Raw genomic sequence first — 16,015 nt, 5'->3', positions numbered from 1 at the left:
GCCTTTCGACCCCCAGCGATCGTGATCCGCGGATCTCCGCGGAACCCGAGAAGTTTGTTGCCCCGGCCCCCCGACCGGGACATGAAGAAGATTGCCGTACGACGCTGACGTATCGCTGACGCGCCGATGTCACTCGGCGACAGTGCGCAATTAGGCTGTCGGGCAGGCGGGGAACGTCAGGTACGCGCGAAGGGGAGGCAATGGCTTCGGGTCCGCAGTTCCGGCTGCTCGGCCCGTTGGAAGTGCGCCTGGACGGCTCGCCGGTGGTGCTGAGGGCGGGCAAGCACAGGGCGTTGCTGGCGGCGTTGCTGCTGCGCCCGAACCGCGTCGTGCCCGTGACGGAACTCGTCGAGCACGTGTGGGGTGACGCACCGCCTGCCCGCACGCGTGGGACGTTGCAGACGTACGTGATGCGGTTGCGGGCGGCGCTGGGTGACCCGTCGCTGATCCAGACCGCCCCTGACGGCTACCGGATGCGCGTCGACCCGCTGGCCGTGGATGTGCACCGGTTCGCTGACGCGGCTGCTCGCGGACGGGCGGCTGCTTCGGCGAACGACCTGGTCAGCGCACGGAAAGCGTTTTCCGAGGCGTTGGAGCTGTGGCGCGGCCCGGTGCTGTCGGACGTGCCTTCCGAGACGCTCTACGCCGAGAACGCGCCGCGGCTGACCGAGCTGCTGATGACCGTGCACGAGCAGCGGATCGACGTGGAGCTCGCGCTGGGCAACCACGCGGACCTGGTGCCGGAGCTGTTCGCGCTGACGCGGGACCACCCGTTGCGCGAGCGGTTCTGGGGGCAACTGATGCTCGCGCTGTACCGCAGCAGCCGGCAGGCGGAGGCGCTGGAGGCGTTCCGGCAGCTCGACCGGACCCTGGACGAGCAGCTGGGCATCGACCCGTCGCCCGAGCTGCGGTCGCTGCACCAGGCGATCCTGGTGGGGGCGCCGTCGCTGGCCGCGCCCGTTGCCGCACGCGAGCCGGAACGCGCGCCGGCGTCACCGATGCGTCTGCCTGACGACATCGCGGACTTCACGGGACGTTCGTGGCACGTCGAGCGCGTCTCGGGACTGATCACGGGCGGGTCGGTGCCGATCGTGACGCTGGCGGGGCCGCCAGGGGTGGGCAAGACGACGTTGGCCGTGCACGTGGCCCACCTGCTGCGAGGGCGGTTCCCGGACGGCCAGCTGTACGTCGACCTGCGCGGATACTCGCTGGGGCCGCCCGCGGACGGGATGGACGTGCTGTCGCGGTTCCTGCGGGCGCTCGGGGTGCCCGCGGACGAGATCCCGCCGGACGCCGACGAGCAGAGCACGATGCTGCGGTCGTTGCTGTCGGGCCGCCGGATGCTGCTGATGCTGGACAACGCCTCCGCGCCGGACCAGGTGCGGCCGCTGCTGCCGGGGACGGCGTCGTGCCGGGTGATAGTGACGTCGCGGGACGACCTGCGCGGCCTGATCGCGATGAACGGCGCGCGGACCGTGCCGGTGGACGTGTTCGCTCCCGCCGAATCCGCGTCGTTGCTCTCCGAACTGCTGGGGCCGGGTGATCACGCCGAGCTGGCGTCGCGCTGCGGACACCTGCCGCTGGCGTTGCGGGTGGCGGCGGCCTACCTCGCCGGACGCGGCGACGTGACGATTTCCGGTTCACCGATCGAACTCGCCTACGCGGCCCTTCCGCCCGCGCCGCAGCGTCTGTTCCGGCTGTTGTCGCTCGTGCCCGGCCCGGACTTCACCGCGGAGGCCGCCTCGGCGCTGGCCGACGTGGACGCCGAGGGTCTGCTGACGGTGCTGGAGATCGCTCAGCTGGTGGTTTCGACGGTTCCTGGCCGCTACAGGTTCCACGACGAGCTGATGCGCTACGCGGCGGCGTTGCGCGAGGAGTCGGACACGCCGGCCGAGGAGAAGGTGGCCTGGACGGCGCTGCTGAACCACTACGTGCGCGGAGTCGAACGCTGCGCCGAGCTCCTCTACCCCGGCATCGTGCGGTTGCCGTCGTCCGCCTCGGGCCCGGCGCCCCGGATCTCGAGCTCGGCCGAGGCGCTGGCGTGGCTCGACGCGGAACGGCCGAACCTGACGGCCGCGATCCGGCACGCCGCCGAGCACGGCCCGGCCGCCATGGCGTGGCAGCTGGCCGACGCCCTGCGCGGCTACCTGTGGATCGGCCAGCACGTGGGCGAATGGCTCGCGACCGCCCACCATGGCCTGCTGGCCGCCCAGGCCTCCGCGCACCGCCCGGCCGAGGCCGCGATGCACGCCAACCTGGGCACCCTCTACCTGCGGCTCGGCGAGTACGCGCTCTCGGTCGAGCACCACAACGAGGCCATCGAGCTGTACCGCACGCTGGGCGACAAGGACGCCGAGGCGAGCGTGCTGAACAACCTCAGCCTCGTCCACCGCCGGTCCGGTCAGCTCGCCGAGGCGAAGACCGCTCTGGTCCGCTGCCTGGAGATGCTGCGTTCGGCCGACAGCATCAGCACCGGTCTGTACAACCTCGGCCAGCTCGCCGTGGAGCTCGGCGAGATCGACGGCGCCGTCGACCACTTCTCCCAGGCTCACGCTCTCGCGCCCAACGCCGACAGCCACACCTACCTCGGCATGGCGCTGCGCCTGCAGGGCCGGTTCGGCGAGGCCCGCGACCACCTCGAACGCGCCCTGGAGATCGGCAACGTCCCGGCCGGTGAGGCGGAGACCCTCGAAAACCTGGCCGCGCTGGAGCTCGCCTCGGACAACGCCCCGGCCGCGTTGTCGTTGGCCTCGCGGGCTCTGTCGCTGGTCGCAGACGGTGGCGACCAGCAGGTGGCGACATCCGTGCGGATCACGCTCGGCGAGGTCCGCCGCGCGTTGTCCGACTTCGACGCGGCGGCCGAACTCTTCGACCAAGCCCTCACCACGGCGCGGCGCATCGGCTACGCCTCCGGTGAGGTCCGCGCGTTGATCAACCTGGCTCTGGTGTGGCGCGATCTCGGCCGGCACTCCGAGTCCCGGTCGGCCGCTGACCAGGCCTCACGCCGCAGCGCCGAACTGGGGCTGCGCGCCCTGGAGGCCCGAGCTCATGAGCTCGCCTGACCTGCACTGATATCCGATATACCGCCGAACTCCCACGTCCGACTCTGCCGCATCGGGTGCTGATATATCGGATATCGCGTACTGGACATCAGCCGATGAGGCGTTCGAGGCGGTGTGCGAGCTGGTCCCACCGCCAGTGGTCGCTCACCCACTCCCGCCCGGCGCGTCCCATCTTGACCGCCATCTCCGGGTCGGCGAGCAGGGCGGCGACCCTCTCGGCGACGTTCTCGACGTCGAGCCCGTCGACGACGTTGCCCGTGATGCCGTCGCGCACGGTCTCGGGCGCTCCACCGGACCGTCCGGCGATCACCGGCAGCCCGGTCGCCGAGGCCTCCAGGTAGACGATGCCGAGCCCCTCGACGTCAAGTCCGCGGCCACGGGTGCGGCACGGCATCGCGAAGACGTCACCGGCGTTGTAGTGCGCGGGCAGTTCCTCCCACGGCACCGAGCCGGTCAGCACGACGTCACCGGGTTTGGCGTCCGCGGCCATCTTCTCGAGCGTTCCCCGGTACGGCCCGCCACCGACGATCAGCAGCGCCGCGTCCGGCACCTTCTGCTGGATCAACGGCAAGGCGCGGATCAGGATGTCCTGCCCCTTGCGCGGCACGAGCCGCGACACGCACACGATCACCGGGCGGTCACCCAGCCCGTACCGGCCGCGGATCTCGGCGCGCGCGGCGGGATCCGGGCGGTACAGGTCGGTGTCCACACCGGACGGAAGGTGCTCCAACGCCGCCATCGGACCGAACGCCGCGGCGAACCGCGAGCGGGTGTAGCGGCTGACGTAGGTCACGACGTCCACACCGGACCCGATCGCCCGCAACGCCTGCCGTGCCACCGGCAACATCGACCAGCCGACCTCGTGCCCGTGCGTGCACGCCACCGCGCGGCTCAGCCCCAGCGACGGCGCCAGCAACGCCAGCGGGGCGGCCGCACCGAACCACGCGGCGTCGCAGGACTCGGCGCGGGCGATCTCACGGGCGCGCCGGAGCACGTCGGGCGTCGGCAGCATCAAGGACGTGGGATGCCGCACGACGGGGAAAGGTTGCTCGGCGTCGAACTCCGCCGCGCCCTTCCACTTCGGCGCGTACACGACGAGAGAGTCCGCGGGCAGCCGTGTCGCCAAAGCGTGCAGGTAGGACTGGATGCCACCGGGTCGGGGCGGGAAGTCGTTGGTCACCAGCAGGGTTCGGCGCACGGAACCAACGCTAGCCGATGCTCGACCGCAGGAACTCGCGCCAGCCCGCCACGTCGACCGAGCTCACGTCCACAGCGGACCGCGACGCGTGCTGCAGGAAGAAATCGACGACGCCCCGCTCCCCCACACGTGACTCCAGGTAGGCCATGATCGAGTACGCCTGCTGGTAGGCGAGATCACGCCCCGGCCCGCTGAAGTCGGTGGGCAGCGCCGAGACGTTCGAGGTGAGCAACGGAGCGGCCTGGCGCAGCGACACCCCCAGCCCGTGGAACGCCACCCAGTCCGCGAACCCCTCCACCAGCCAGAGCGGGGCCGAGTCCGAGGTCTGGTCGCGCGTCGCCACGTGCGTGATCTCGTGCCGCAGCAGCACACGCAGTTCCAACGGAGTCAACGCCGCCGCCCGCACCCGATTGAGCACCACGCGCTGCCCGGCACCGTCCCGAATCGCGATCCCGGCCATGTCCGCGAACGCCGGACCGACAAGCGAAACGAGCTCCGACTCCGAAGCCGGAATGACGACATCGACCCGGCGAGACCAACTGATATCCAATATATTGGCGACTCCGGACACCGAGTCGTCCACGACCGCCAAGACACGCGCGGCCAGCTCTCCATCGCAAGAACTGCTGGTCACGGTCCCGGAAGACGCCGTGAGAACAGCCTCTTTGCAATGAACAGTTTCCGTCGGCTGCAACTCAACCGGCCGCATTGCAACGCTGAGACCCAGCAGGAACGTCATGGCGACGGTGACCGCCAGCAACGTCCTGAGGTGCTTCACCGGCGCAACGCTAGCCCTCGATGCGCCGGATCACCGCGATGGGCCCGATGGCGTCGATCGACGCGATCTTCACCGGCTGGCCTTCGGTCGAGGCGTGCACAGCTCGTGCGTTGTCGACGGCCATGGCGACGTGCGACCGGCTCGAGTAGTAGACGATCAGGTCGCCCCCACGGACCTCACCACGCGACACGACGCGACCCACCGCGGCCTGTCCACCGGACGTCCGCGGAATCGTGTACCCGGCGGCCGCGTAGGCCTTCATCGTCAGACCGGCGCAGTCCCACTGGTCGGGCCCGGTCGAGCCGTACTTGTACTCGTCCCCCCGTTGCGCCAGTGCGAACGCCAGCGCGATGCCGGCCGTCCCCGAGGGCACGCTGACCGCGGACCGGTCCCCCGGATCGCGCAACTGCTTCACGACCGGCGCGGGCAGCCGCGTCAGAGCAGCACGCACCTCGCCGATCTGGTCCTGCAACGCGCGGCTACGCCCGTCGAGGTCTCCCTTCAACCGCTCGGCCGCCGAGGTGGCCTCAGCGGCGCGGGACCGGGAGTTCTCCGCCGCCTGGTGCGCCTGACGAGCCTTCTCGACCGCGCCGGACAGACGGGCCAGCGAGTCGGCGTTGTCCGACGCCAGGACCCGCATCATCTCCAGGCGGTTCAGGAAGTCCTGCTGCGAGTCCGCCACGAGCAGCGCGGACAGCTGGTTGAACCGCGCGCCCTCGAACGACGCCTGCGTGATCAGGTCCACCTGCTCGCGGTAGCCGTTCTCGTCGGACTTCGCCTGCCGCTCGATCTGCTGCGCCGCCGCGACGTCCGTGGTGGCGCGTTCGAGCTCGGCACGCCGCAGGACGAGATCTTCCTGTGCGCGCAGGACTTCCTCGTTGAGCTTGGTCGCCTGCGCCGTCAGATCGGCGTACGCGCGCGCCGGATCAGCCGGCTGCGCGGCGAACGACACGGCCGGAAGAGCGGAGAAAAGCAGCGCGGTGATCAATACACCGCGGGTGAGTTTGCGCGACGACACGTCGCCGATCCCCTTCGCGAGAACAAGACCGTCAAGATCGACCCAAAGATCAACGGCGTCAGGCTACCGGGTGATCAAACGCGCCCGAGACGGGCCAGCAACACAGCGGACGGGACGGGGTGCGCACCCCGCCGACGCACGGAGTCGGCGACCGCGCGGTCCGACGTCACCACCACCACGGGACGCCCTTCCGGCTCCGCGGTGACCAGCGCGCGGATCACGTCATCGGCCAGAACGCCGGGGTCGCTGAAGAGCACGCGCACGCCCCGTGGAGCCGCCGCGGGCACGGCCACCACCCCAGCGCCGTCGAACACCAACGTCACCTCGGCACCCGTGCGCGCGGCCAGCACCGCCAGCTGATGCACGAGCCGATCACGCTGATCCGACAACGACAACTCCGGATAGCCGGTCTTCGTGACGTTGTAGCCGTCCACCACCAGGTGCACTGCGGGCAACGCCAGCAGCCGGTCCAGCGCTGCCGGATCCTCCACGCGCCCAACAGCTCCCTGCGACGCACTGGCGCCCCGCACGAGGTCGGCGGGGCGCGGACCCGTGCCACCACCCAGCGCCAGCTCGCGACGCAACCCCGTCACGGCACCGTCGAGCGTGTCGACGAGCAGCGCGAGCCGCACCTCGTCGGCCTGACGAGCCTCCCGCGCCGACTGACGGGCCACCTCGGCGTCCGCGATCGCCCGCTGCGCCTTGCCCCGCTCGGTCTCCGCGCGTTCCCGCTCCCGATCACGCTCGGCGGTGAGGCGCTTGACCTCCTCGGCCGTGCGCACCTGGATCTTGTCGACCTCGGCAGCGGCGGCCTCGGCGGCGTCCTTGGCCTCGCGCAGCTTCACGCCCTGCTCGCGCAACCGCTTGCGCAGGCGTTCCAGCTCGATCTCGGCATCCGCTCGGACGCGTTCGGTGGCGCCGTCGAGCTGGCTGCGCTCGGTCCTGAGCCGTTCCAGCTCACCCTCGAGCCGTTCGGCCCGCACCACGGCTGCATCTCGCTCGGCGCGCAACGTCGCGTCGCCGACCCGCCGCGACACCAGCTCCACATAATGCAGCGCGACGTCGTCACCGGTCAGCACCGCCGCCGCGGCCGCCGTCACCGGATCCGGCGACGTCACCTCCAGCGTCGACGGCCGGTTCTTGCGCAGCCACTCCACGACGGCCGTGCGGAAGTTCGCCGAGTTCCGCAGGCCCGCGACGACCTGCGCCCCGCCCAGCCGGGCCCGTTTCGTCGGCGCGAACTTCGCCACCGGCCGCAGGTGCTGCGGCACGTCGACCTTCGCCATCTCCCCCAGCGCGTCCGCGCCCAGCTCCGCCAGTCTCGCCCTCAGCGGCTCCGGCAGGGCCGACCAGTCCACAGTGGAATCATCTGCGGACTCGCCTACCTCCTCGGCAGGCTGGTCGAACTCGGGCTCGGGCATCGGGTCTGGCACCCCAACAGGCTAGAGCCCCCGTCCTTGAGCAGCGCACGGACATCTCCGGCCTCCGGAACAACGATCTGGAAAAGGCAGTGCCGCACCCCCTGAGCACCAGAACAACCGCAGGTCACAGCACTCTCGAATCCCACCCGCCGAAAATTGTCAGACCCCGTCGCTAACGTCCCACATCGTGACCGGTCAACTGTCCTTCGACGAGCTCGGTACACCTCTGCGCGACACGACGTTCGTCGTCTTCGACCTGGAGACGACGGGCGGGAGCAACGAGGAGGACGCCATCACCGAGATCGGCGCGGTGAAGGTGCGCGCAGGCGAGGTGCTCGGCGAGTTCGCCACGCTCGTCGACCCGGAGCGCGGCATCCCCGTGCAGGTGGCCCAGCTGACCGGCATCACGCAGCTGATGGTCACGGGCGCGCCGAGGCTGGACACGGTGCTGCCCGCGTTCCTGGAGTTCGCGGCGGGCTCGGTCCTGGTGGCGCACAACTCCGGCTTCGACATCAGCTTCCTCAAGGCGGCCTGCGAGCGGCACGGCTACCGCTGGCCGAAACCGCCGGTGGTCTGCACGGTGAAGCTCGCCCGGCGCGTGCTGAGCCGCGACGAGGCTCCGTCGTGCCGCCTTTCCGCCCTGGCCGACCTCTTCCACACCTCGACGAGGCCGACGCACCGCGCCCTGGCCGACGCCCGCGCCACCGTCGAGGTGCTGCACGCGCTGCTGGAACGCGTCGGCAACGTAGGAGTGCACTCCCTGGAAGAACTCCTGGCGTACCTGCCGGAAGTGACGCCGGAACAACGCCGCAAGCGCTCCCTCGCCGCGCATCTGCCGTCCAAACCAGGCGTGTACCTCTTCCGCGGTCCGAAGGAAGAGGTGCTCTACGTGGGCACCGCATCCGATCTCCGGCGCCGGGTGCGGCAGTACTTCACGGCCAGCGAGGGCAGACGCAGGCTCCGCGAAATGGTCGCGCTCGCCGTGCGCGTGGACGCGGTCGAATGCGCTCACCCCCTCGAAGCCGAAGTACGCGAGCTACGGCTGCTCCGCGCCCACCGCCCCGCCTACAACCGCAGGTCCAAGAACCCCCACCACGCCTGGTGGCTGGTCCTGACCGACGAACCGTTCCCCCGGCTGTCGCTGGTCAGAAACCCGCGCGACGGCGCCCTGGGCCCGTTCCGCACCCGGCAGGCAGCCGAGTCGGTGGCCGACGCGCTGCTCGACGCCGTCCCGCTGCGCTCCTGCACGATCAAGATCCCGGCGACGAACCAACGCGCCTCGCCCTGTGCCCTGGCCGAACTGGGCCGCTGCCAGGCACCTTGCGCGGGCCATCAGACCGTCGAGGAGTACTCCCCCGCGGTCGTCGCGGTCCAAGACCTGGTCGTCGGCCGCAGCGCTGACCCGTTACGCACCCTCATCGACCAGCTCGGCGGCCTCGCGTCAGCCGAACGCTTCGAGGAGGCGGCCCGGCGCCGTGACCGTCTGGCCGGCCTGGTCCGCTCCCTCGACCGCGCCCAACGCCTCGCCGCCCTGGCCGCGCTTCCCCAGCTGGTCGCCGCCCGGCCCGACCGCGAAGGCGGCTGGGAGTTCTCGGTCGTCCGCTACGGCCGCCTCGCCTCGGCCGGTGTGGCCCGTCGCGGCACCCGCCCGATGCCGGTCGTCGACGCCCTCGTCGCCTCCGCGGAAACCGTCATCCCCACGGCCGGACCGCTGCGAGGCGCGCCACCCGAAGAAGCCGGCGTCGTCCTGCGCTGGCTCGACCAGCCGGGCACCCGCCTCGTGTACGCGGACGAACCCTGGTCCTCCCCCGCCGGTGCCGCGGCGGCCTGGGTCCCGTGGGCCGAACAAGCCGCCGGCGCCCGCCCCTTGCACGACCGCTGGAACTGACCCCGCAGTTAGCCGCCGACACGCCCACCGCACCCCCTTATGCAAAAAACGTTTGCGGACGTCCGCAAACGTTTTTTGCATAAGGAAGGGTTTGCGCAGGTCGGAGGAGGTGGCACCAACCGATATATCAGTTGGGATGTCGACAAGGCGACAATTCAGGGAGCGCTCGTGGCGTGGGCTCGGCGAGACACGGACGTCACCAAGGCGTACAGACCGGCCGCCAGAATGCCGCCGAACACCGGGGCGATCAGGTACACCGGCAGCTGGCCCCAGGCCGGGTCGCCGCCCGCGAAGGTGAGCACGACGTCGGGGCCGAACGTGCGGGCGAGGTTCACGGAGGCGCCCGCGACGGGACCGAACGCGAGGATCTGGGTGGCGAGGGCCAGGCCGATGCCGACACCGTGCAGACCGCGAGGAGCGTTCGGGTTGACCGCGAGAGCGAACACGGCGGTCACGAGGATGAACGCACCGAGCGCCTCGGCCACCACGGCCTGGGTGACGGTGACACCGGAGCCGAACGACGTAGCGCCCAGTCCAGCCTCGATCGCACGAGAGCCGTGCACGACGTGAGCGAGCGAGGCGGCCAGCACGCCGCCGAGAAGCTGCGCGCCGACGTAGCCCGGCACCTCGCGCCACGGCAGTCGACCGGACACGGCGAGAGCGATCGTGACGGTCGGGTTGAAGTGCGCGCCCGAGATGGCGCCGAACGCGTAGATGCCGGCCATCAGAGCGAGGCCGTGCGCCAGGGCGACGATGAGGAGGCCCGAGGGTTCGTTGCCTGCGGCGACCACGGACACGGCGGCGGAGATTCCGAACAGGCAGAGGATGGTCGTTCCGGCCACCTCGGCGATCAGCTTGCGTGCGAACACGGGTTCACCTCGAAGACAAAGGGGATTGAGGAGACCCACGTTCGCAGCGACGTCTCCACGCCAGCGATAAGCCGGTAGGGCAGACTACGAGTGCTTTAGTTACCCGTGCTGAGACCGAAGGAGAACAGCGTGGTCACCGCCATCGTGCTGATCCAGGCCGCCGCCGAACGCATTCCCGAGGCGGCACAGGAGATCGCCGACATCGACGGCGTCACGGAGGTGTACTCCTGCGCAGGTGACGTGGACCTGATCGCGCTCGTGCGGGTGAGCAAGCACGAGGATCTGGCCGCCCTGGTGCCCGGCAAGATCAGCAAGGTCGCGGGCGTGCTGAACACCGACACGCACATCGCGTTCCGCAGCTACTCGAAGCGAGACGACGAGGCGGCCTTCGCCATCGGCCTGGATGACGCCCAGTAACTAGCGCCAGGCCACGAACGGCGCAGCGCCCGGAATCATTCGGCGCAACTGACGTAACGAAAAGCCCCCGTGAAGGTTCACGGGGGCTTTTCACAGTTTTGCAGCTGCTGGTCAGGCCTTCGGGTCGGACGGCTTGCCCGCGAGCTCGCCTGCCCTGTCCTCGGCGCTGATCTCCTCGGCGACATGCGCCTTCTTGCGCGCGTTCGACAAGGCCACGGTCTCCTCGACCGGGTCCGGCGACCACGTGCTGCCGGCGACCGGGTGACCGGCCGAGCCGAGCTTGTTCATCTTCTTCGGCACCGACGCGCCCTGGTAGGCCAGGGGCAGCGGGTGGCCGTGGTCGTCCACCGGGCCGAGCGGCTGGTGGATCTCGATGAACTCGCCGTGCGGCAGGCGCTTGATGATGCCGGTCTCGACACCGTGCTCGAGCACCTCGCGGTCGCCGCGCTGCAAGCCGATGCAGATGCGGTACGCCACGAAGTACGCGATCGGCGGCAGGATCAGCATGCCGATGCGGCCCATCCACGTCGTCAGGTTCAACGAGATGTCGAACTGGTACGCGAAGATGTCGTTGCCGCCCATGAGCAGCAGGACCATGAAGTACGTGATCGCCATCCAGCCGAGCGCGGTGCGGACCGGAACGTCACGCGGGCGCTGCAGCAGGTTGTGGTGCGCGTAGTCCTTGGTCATCTTCTTCTCGATCCACGGGTACACCGCCGCGATGCCGGTCAGCAGCGGCAGACCGAGGATGAACGGCAGGAACGGCGCCGGGATCGTGTAGTTGCCCAGGTAGAACTCCCACGCCGGCCAGATGCGGACTAGGCCGTCGGTCCAGCCCATGTACCAGTCGGGCTGCGAACCGGCGGAGATCTGCGCGGGGTTGTACGGACCGAAGTTCCAGATCGGGTTGATCTGGAAGACGCCACCCATGATCGCGATGACACCGACGACGATGGCGAAGAAGCCACCGCCCTTGGCCGCGAACACCGGCATGATGCGGACGCCGACGACGTTGGTCTCCTTGCGGCCCACGCCCGGGAACTGCGTGTGCTTCTGGTACCAGACCAGCGCGAGGTGCGCCGCGATCAGGCCGAGGATGATCGCCGGGATCAGCAGGATGTGCGCGGTGTAGAGCATCGGGATGATGTCCGTGCCGGGGAACTCCCCGCCGAACATCAGCCAGTTCAGCCACGTGCCGATGACCGGGAACGAGATCAGCAGCGCCGCCATCACGCGGAGGCCGGTGCCCGAGAGCAGGTCGTCCGGCAGCGAGTAGCCGAGGAAGCCCTCGATCGCGCCGAGCATGAACAGCACGATGCCGATGACCCAGTTGATCTCACGCGGCTTGCGGAACGCGCCGGTGAAGAAGATCCGGAACATGTGCACGACGATCGCGGCCATGAACAGCAGCGCCGCCCAGTGGTGCACCTGGCGGACGAACAGGCCACCCCGCGTCTCGAACGAGATGTCGAGCGTGGACGCGAACGCCCGCGACATCTCGATGCCGCGCAGGTTGTCGAACGCGCCGTTGTAGGTGACCTCGGTCATCGACGGGTCGAAGAACAGAGCGAGGTACGTGCCCGACAGCAGCAGCACGATGAAGCTGTACAGCGCGATCTCACCGAGCAGGAACGACCAGTGCGTCGGGAAGACCTTGTTCAGCTGTTTGCGCAGGCCAGAGGCCGCGTGGTACCGCTCGTCGGCAGCGTTGGCCGCCGCCCCTGCGACGCGCGCGGCGGCGTTGGCCGGCTTCGTCGGCGTGGTGATGGCACTCATGACTTCCGCTCCCAGAACGCCGGACCCACAGCCTCGATGAAGTCGCTGCGGGCAACCAAGTATCCCTCTTCGTCCACAGTGATCGGTAGCTGGGGAAGAGGACGGGTCGCCGGGCCGAACCGCGGCTTGGCGTACTCGAACACGTCGAACTGCGACTGGTGGCACGGGCAGAGCAGCAGACCGGTCTGCTGCTCGAACAACGAGGTCGGGCAACCGAGGTGCGTGCAGATCTTCGAGTACGCGAACAGGTCGCCGAAGTTGAAGTCTTCCTGACCTGCGCGCTTGGTGACCGGCTGGTTCGGACGCAGGCGGATGAGCATGACCGGCGCGTCGGACCGCTTGAGGGCCGCGACCAGGGCGTGCTCGTCGTCGCGCTCCGACTCGCGGAACGGGAACACCGTCTCGAAGCCGCCGGGCTCGACGTCCTCGGGACGCACCAGGGAGACCTCGTGGAAGTTGCCGGTGTGGCGGCGGAGGTAGACCTTCTCGCCCTTTTCGGCCTTCCAGCCGGTGTGCCACAGCGACGCCTTGGTCTCGCTGTCCGCGTGCGGGTTCTTGATCAGCGCGCCCAGCGGGACGGCCGCCACGCCCAGACCGAGGACACCGGCGCCGAGGCCCGCGGTGCGCTTGATCAGGCTGCGGCGGGCGATGCCGCTGCGCTCACCGGCGTCGGCGAGCTCGGCGACCAGCGTGGCGCGGTCGACCTCGGTCGACGGGCCGTCGTGCCGCTGCTGCACCGCGATCTCGTCCGGGATGAACTTCTTGGTGTAGAGCAGCGCGCCGACACCCAGGCCCACCACCGACAGGCCCAGGAACAGGCCGATCAGCGGGTTGTAGAGCAGGTGCAGCAGGTGGCCGTCGGTGTGCGGGGCCTCGTACTGCCACGGCCAGAACAGGAACACGCCGAGGAACGCGAGCCCCGACAGCGCGGAGATCATGAACCACGCCGCCACGACGCGCTGGGCACGACGCTCGGCGCGGGTGCCGGAGACCGGCCACTTGTCCTCGTAGTGGACGAGCTCGACGCCGTCCATCTTCGTGCCGAGCCTGACGAGGTCGTCCCGGCTCATCTCCGCGAGCTCTGCCTCGCTGGGCAGCTCGGTCGGCTTGTCGCCGCTCATGCCTTGGCTCCGATCCAGAGGGTCACGCCGATGAGCGCGGCGATGCCCACGATGAACGCGATCAATCCCTCGGAGACGGGTCCGAACCCGCCCAGGGGGTTACCGCCGGAGTTGTTGTTTCCGTCGGTGACCGACTTGACGTACGCGATGATGTCTTTCTTCTCTTCCGGCGTGAGCTGGCGCTCGCCGAACTTCGGCATGTTCTGCGGGCCGGTCAGCATCGCCGTGTAGATCTGGTCCTCGGTGACGCCGTCGAGCGTCGGCGCGAACTTGCCGGACGACAGCGCGCCACCACGACCCGTGAAGTTGTGGCAGCTCGAGCAGTTGAGGCGGAAGAGCTCGCCACCGCGCGCCGGGTTGTCGCCGCGCAGGCCCTCACCGGTCTCGGAGGGCTTCTTCGGGCCCTCGCCGCCGTTCGCCGTGATGTAGGCCATCAGCGCGTTGATCTCCTCGGGGGAGAGCTTCGCGGGCTTGCGGACGGCCTGCGCCTCCTGCCGCGCCATGGGCATGCGGCCGGAGGAAGTCTGGAAGTACACCGCGGCGTCGCCGACGCCGACCAGGCTCGGCCCGCGGTCCTTGACACCCTCGAGGGACTTGCCGTGGCAGCCCATGCAGGTGTTCAGGTAGATCTGCTCGCCCGTGCGGACCAGGGCGTCCTGCTGCTGGGCCTGGGCGGTCTGCGCCTGGGGCGCGAAAGCGGCGAACAGCATGCCGGCGCTCAGCAGGGCGAAGCCCAGGGCGAGCAGTCCGGCGACCCGGCGGCGCAGCTTCGTGCGGGCGCCGCGCGGGCGTTTCGTCGTGGTGGTCATGGTGTGCGGCAACCCTTGCTGTCGTTCGGGAGCTCGTGGCTTGGCTGCGTGCTGGCTAGGTCAGGGCACGATGTAGATGATGGCGAACAGGCCGATCCACACGACGTCGACGAAGTGCCAGTAGTACGACACGACGATCGATGCGGTGGCCTGTGCCGGCGTGAACTTGCTGAGCTTCGTCCGGATCAACAGGAAGACGAACGCGATCAGACCGCCGATGACGTGCAGGCCGTGGAAGCCGGTCGTCAGGAAGAAGACGGTGCCGTAGGCCGACGAGGGGATGGTCGTGCCCTCTTCGACGAGGGTGAAGTACTCACCCGCCTGGCCTCCCACGAAGATCGCGCCCATGATCAACGTCACGATGTACCAGCGACGCAGACCGAAGACGTCGCCACGCTCCGCGGCGAAAACGCCCCACTGACACGTGAAGGACGACGCGACCAGGATGATCGTGAAGACCGACGCGTAGGGGACGTTCAGGTGCGTGGGCGGTGGCGGCCAGTGCTCCGCAGTGTTCTGGGCCTTCACCGTGAAGAACATGGCGAAGAGGCCAGCGAAGAACATGAGCTCGCTGGACAGCCAGACGATCGTGCCGACGCTGACCATGTTCGGGCGGTTCAGCGAGTGCACGCGCTGGCCGATTGAAGGCGCTGCCGTGGTCACGGGCAGCATTATTGCCTGCGCTATTTCCGTCCGCCCATCGGGTCCTGGGCGGATCATGGGTCGGCTGGGTCACACTGTCCGTGATCCTGGCGGTGATCGCGAGGAGATCAACGGATGGGCTTGCTGGGCCGATTGCGGGAACTGCTGGGCCGACGTGACGAACCCTCGCTGTCGATCGACGATCCGACACTCGTCGTGGTGGCCGAGGCGTTCGACATCGCCGAGGCCGATTCGGCCGTTCTGGCCCGTTCCCCGCAGTGGCGCGCGGACGAGCTCGCGGTGCTGCGGCACCACGTTCGCATACCGTCTGACCAGGTAGAACGCGCTCGTGAGATGCTCTCACCGGACGGGTGGGTGCTCGTCGCAGGTGATATATCGCATATCAGTCGGGTGCAGAAGCTGGACGCTCTGCACTGCGCTCAGGAACGGTCGCGGATGGCGTCGCTGGCGCAGCGGCTGGGCGGGGAGGCCCTGGGGTGGGATGCCCTGCAGTCACGCCCACAGGCCGCCCGATAGCATCGCGGCGACCTTGGTCACTTTCTTGTCGACCGCAGTCAGCAGTAGCAGCGGAGGATCGCGAGATGAGCACGCAGACCACGAAGATCCTGGTGTTCAGCCACCGGCCCGAGGTGCGTGAGACGATCATCACTGCCGTCGGCCGCCGTCCGGCGCCGGACCTGGGGCGCGTCGACTACGTCGAGGCGGGTGCGATCGCCGACGTCCTCTACGAGGTCGACAACGGCACCGTCGACCTGCTGATCCTCGACGGCGAGGCGCAGCCGACCGGTGGCATGGGCCTGTCCCGCCAGCTCAAGGACGAGATCACGAACTGCCCGCCGATCGTCGTCGCGGTGCGCCGCAAGGACGACCGCTGGCTCGCGACCTGGTCGCAGGCCGACGCGGTGCTGGTGCACCCGCTCGACCCGCTGGCCGCCGCCGAGACCGTGGCCGAGGTGCTGCGGGGCTCGGCTGTACCTGTCGTCAAGGGCTGATCC

General features: G+C 69.4%; 14 protein-coding genes. 5 read left to right on the top strand and 9 right to left on the bottom strand.

Annotated features, from left to right (window positions below):
- The first annotated feature begins 200 nt into the window (after positions 1-200).
- Positions 201-3,062 (top strand): BTAD domain-containing putative transcriptional regulator, encoded by a 2,862-nt coding sequence (locus ABZ345_RS13635; RefSeq protein ID WP_359846967.1) that lies wholly within the window; start codon positions 201-203, stop codon positions 3,060-3,062.
- An 88-nt stretch (positions 3,063-3,150) separates the two neighbouring features.
- Here ABZ345_RS13635 and ABZ345_RS13630 read toward each other — a convergent pair whose 3' ends face one another.
- From ABZ345_RS13630 to ABZ345_RS13615, 4 genes are all read right to left on the bottom strand, one after another.
- The gene (locus tag ABZ345_RS13630) at positions 3,151-4,260 is read right to left on the bottom strand and encodes a glycosyltransferase family 4 protein (RefSeq protein ID WP_359846964.1); all 1,110 of its coding nucleotides are present in this window, start codon (positions 4,258-4,260) and stop codon (positions 3,151-3,153) included.
- Positions 4,261-4,270: 10 nt separating this feature from the next.
- Positions 4,271-5,038, bottom strand: coding sequence for a hypothetical protein (locus ABZ345_RS13625; protein WP_359846961.1), 768 nt, complete (start codon positions 5,036-5,038; stop codon positions 4,271-4,273).
- Between the two features lie 10 nt (positions 5,039-5,048).
- Positions 5,049-6,056, bottom strand: a complete 1,008-nt coding sequence (locus ABZ345_RS13620) for an NlpC/P60 family protein (RefSeq protein WP_359846958.1) — start codon at positions 6,054-6,056, stop codon at positions 5,049-5,051.
- Positions 6,057-6,130: 74 nt separating this feature from the next.
- The gene (locus ABZ345_RS13615) at positions 6,131-7,477 is read right to left on the bottom strand and encodes an NYN domain-containing protein (protein WP_359847506.1); all 1,347 of its coding nucleotides are present in this window, start codon (positions 7,475-7,477) and stop codon (positions 6,131-6,133) included.
- A gap of 187 nt (positions 7,478-7,664) precedes the next feature.
- On the opposite strand from ABZ345_RS13615, the gene ABZ345_RS13610 reads away from it, so the two are divergent.
- Positions 7,665-9,365 (top strand): DEDD exonuclease domain-containing protein, encoded by a 1,701-nt coding sequence (locus ABZ345_RS13610; protein WP_359846955.1) that lies wholly within the window; start codon positions 7,665-7,667, stop codon positions 9,363-9,365.
- 155 nt (positions 9,366-9,520) lie between these two features.
- On the opposite strand, the gene ABZ345_RS13605 is transcribed toward ABZ345_RS13610, so the two are convergent.
- Positions 9,521-10,234 carry an aquaporin gene (locus tag ABZ345_RS13605; protein ID WP_359846952.1) on the bottom strand — a complete coding sequence of 238 codons (714 nt, stop codon included), beginning with the start codon at positions 10,232-10,234 and terminating at the stop codon, positions 9,521-9,523.
- A gap of 129 nt (positions 10,235-10,363) precedes the next feature.
- On the opposite strand from ABZ345_RS13605, the gene ABZ345_RS13600 reads away from it, so the two are divergent.
- Entirely contained in the window at positions 10,364-10,651 is a 288-nt protein-coding gene (locus ABZ345_RS13600; protein ID WP_045309335.1) for an Lrp/AsnC ligand binding domain-containing protein, read from the top strand.
- Between the two features lie 111 nt (positions 10,652-10,762).
- Here ABZ345_RS13600 and ABZ345_RS13595 read toward each other — a convergent pair whose 3' ends face one another.
- Genes ABZ345_RS13595 through ABZ345_RS13580 form a run of 4 tightly spaced genes read right to left on the bottom strand, consistent with a single transcriptional unit; the run spans position 10,763 to position 15,029 of the window.
- A complete protein-coding gene (locus ABZ345_RS13595) occupies positions 10,763-12,427 on the bottom strand; it encodes a cytochrome bc complex cytochrome b subunit (protein WP_359846948.1) in 1,665 nt (554 codons plus the stop codon).
- A complete protein-coding gene (locus tag ABZ345_RS13590; RefSeq protein WP_359846945.1) occupies positions 12,424-13,548 on the bottom strand; it encodes a ubiquinol-cytochrome c reductase iron-sulfur subunit in 1,125 nt (374 codons plus the stop codon). The genes ABZ345_RS13595 and ABZ345_RS13590 overlap by 4 nt, the downstream gene beginning before the upstream one ends.
- Positions 13,545-14,357 (bottom strand): c-type cytochrome, encoded by an 813-nt coding sequence (locus tag ABZ345_RS13585; protein ID WP_359846943.1) that lies wholly within the window; start codon positions 14,355-14,357, stop codon positions 13,545-13,547. Before ABZ345_RS13585 ends, ABZ345_RS13590 begins: the two co-directional genes overlap by 4 nt.
- A gap of 60 nt (positions 14,358-14,417) precedes the next feature.
- On the bottom strand, positions 14,418-15,029 hold the full coding sequence (locus ABZ345_RS13580; protein ID WP_359846940.1) for a heme-copper oxidase subunit III: 612 nt from the start codon (positions 15,027-15,029) through the stop codon (positions 14,418-14,420).
- A gap of 105 nt (positions 15,030-15,134) precedes the next feature.
- Here ABZ345_RS13580 and ABZ345_RS13575 point away from each other — a divergent pair, with 105 nt between their 5' ends.
- Positions 15,135-15,536 (top strand): hypothetical protein, encoded by a 402-nt coding sequence (locus ABZ345_RS13575; protein ID WP_359846937.1) that lies wholly within the window; start codon positions 15,135-15,137, stop codon positions 15,534-15,536.
- A gap of 65 nt (positions 15,537-15,601) precedes the next feature.
- On the top strand, positions 15,602-16,012 hold the full coding sequence (locus tag ABZ345_RS13570; RefSeq protein ID WP_359846934.1) for a hypothetical protein: 411 nt from the start codon (positions 15,602-15,604) through the stop codon (positions 16,010-16,012).
- The last annotated feature ends 3 nt before the right edge of the window (positions 16,013-16,015 follow it).

The organism is Lentzea sp. NPDC005914 (genome assembly GCF_040629405.1).
Lineage (GTDB): Bacteria > Actinomycetota > Actinomycetes > Mycobacteriales > Pseudonocardiaceae > Lentzea.
Note: the sequence above shows the minus strand (reverse complement) of the source record. Positions and strands in the feature narration are given on the sequence as shown.

What these genes read in the sequence shown, in the direction of transcription:
- ABZ345_RS13635 (WP_359846967.1), top strand. Translation starts at nt 201, where the DNA reads ATGGCTTCGGGTCCGCAGTTCCGGCTGCTCGGCCCGTTGGAAGTGCGC.
- ABZ345_RS13615 (WP_359847506.1), bottom strand. Translation starts at nt 7,477, where the DNA reads ATGCCCGAGCCCGAGTTCGACCAGCCTGCCGAGGAGGTAGGCGAGTCC.
- ABZ345_RS13595 (WP_359846948.1), bottom strand. Translation starts at nt 12,427, where the DNA reads ATGAGTGCCATCACCACGCCGACGAAGCCGGCCAACGCCGCCGCGCGC.
- ABZ345_RS13590 (WP_359846945.1), bottom strand. Translation starts at nt 13,548, where the DNA reads ATGAGCGGCGACAAGCCGACCGAGCTGCCCAGCGAGGCAGAGCTCGCG.
- ABZ345_RS13585 (WP_359846943.1), bottom strand. Translation starts at nt 14,357, where the DNA reads ATGACCACCACGACGAAACGCCCGCGCGGCGCCCGCACGAAGCTGCGC.
- ABZ345_RS13580 (WP_359846940.1), bottom strand. Translation starts at nt 15,029, where the DNA reads ATGCTGCCCGTGACCACGGCAGCGCCTTCAATCGGCCAGCGCGTGCAC.
- ABZ345_RS13575 (WP_359846937.1), top strand. Translation starts at nt 15,135, where the DNA reads ATGGGCTTGCTGGGCCGATTGCGGGAACTGCTGGGCCGACGTGACGAA.
- ABZ345_RS13570 (WP_359846934.1), top strand. Translation starts at nt 15,602, where the DNA reads ATGAGCACGCAGACCACGAAGATCCTGGTGTTCAGCCACCGGCCCGAG.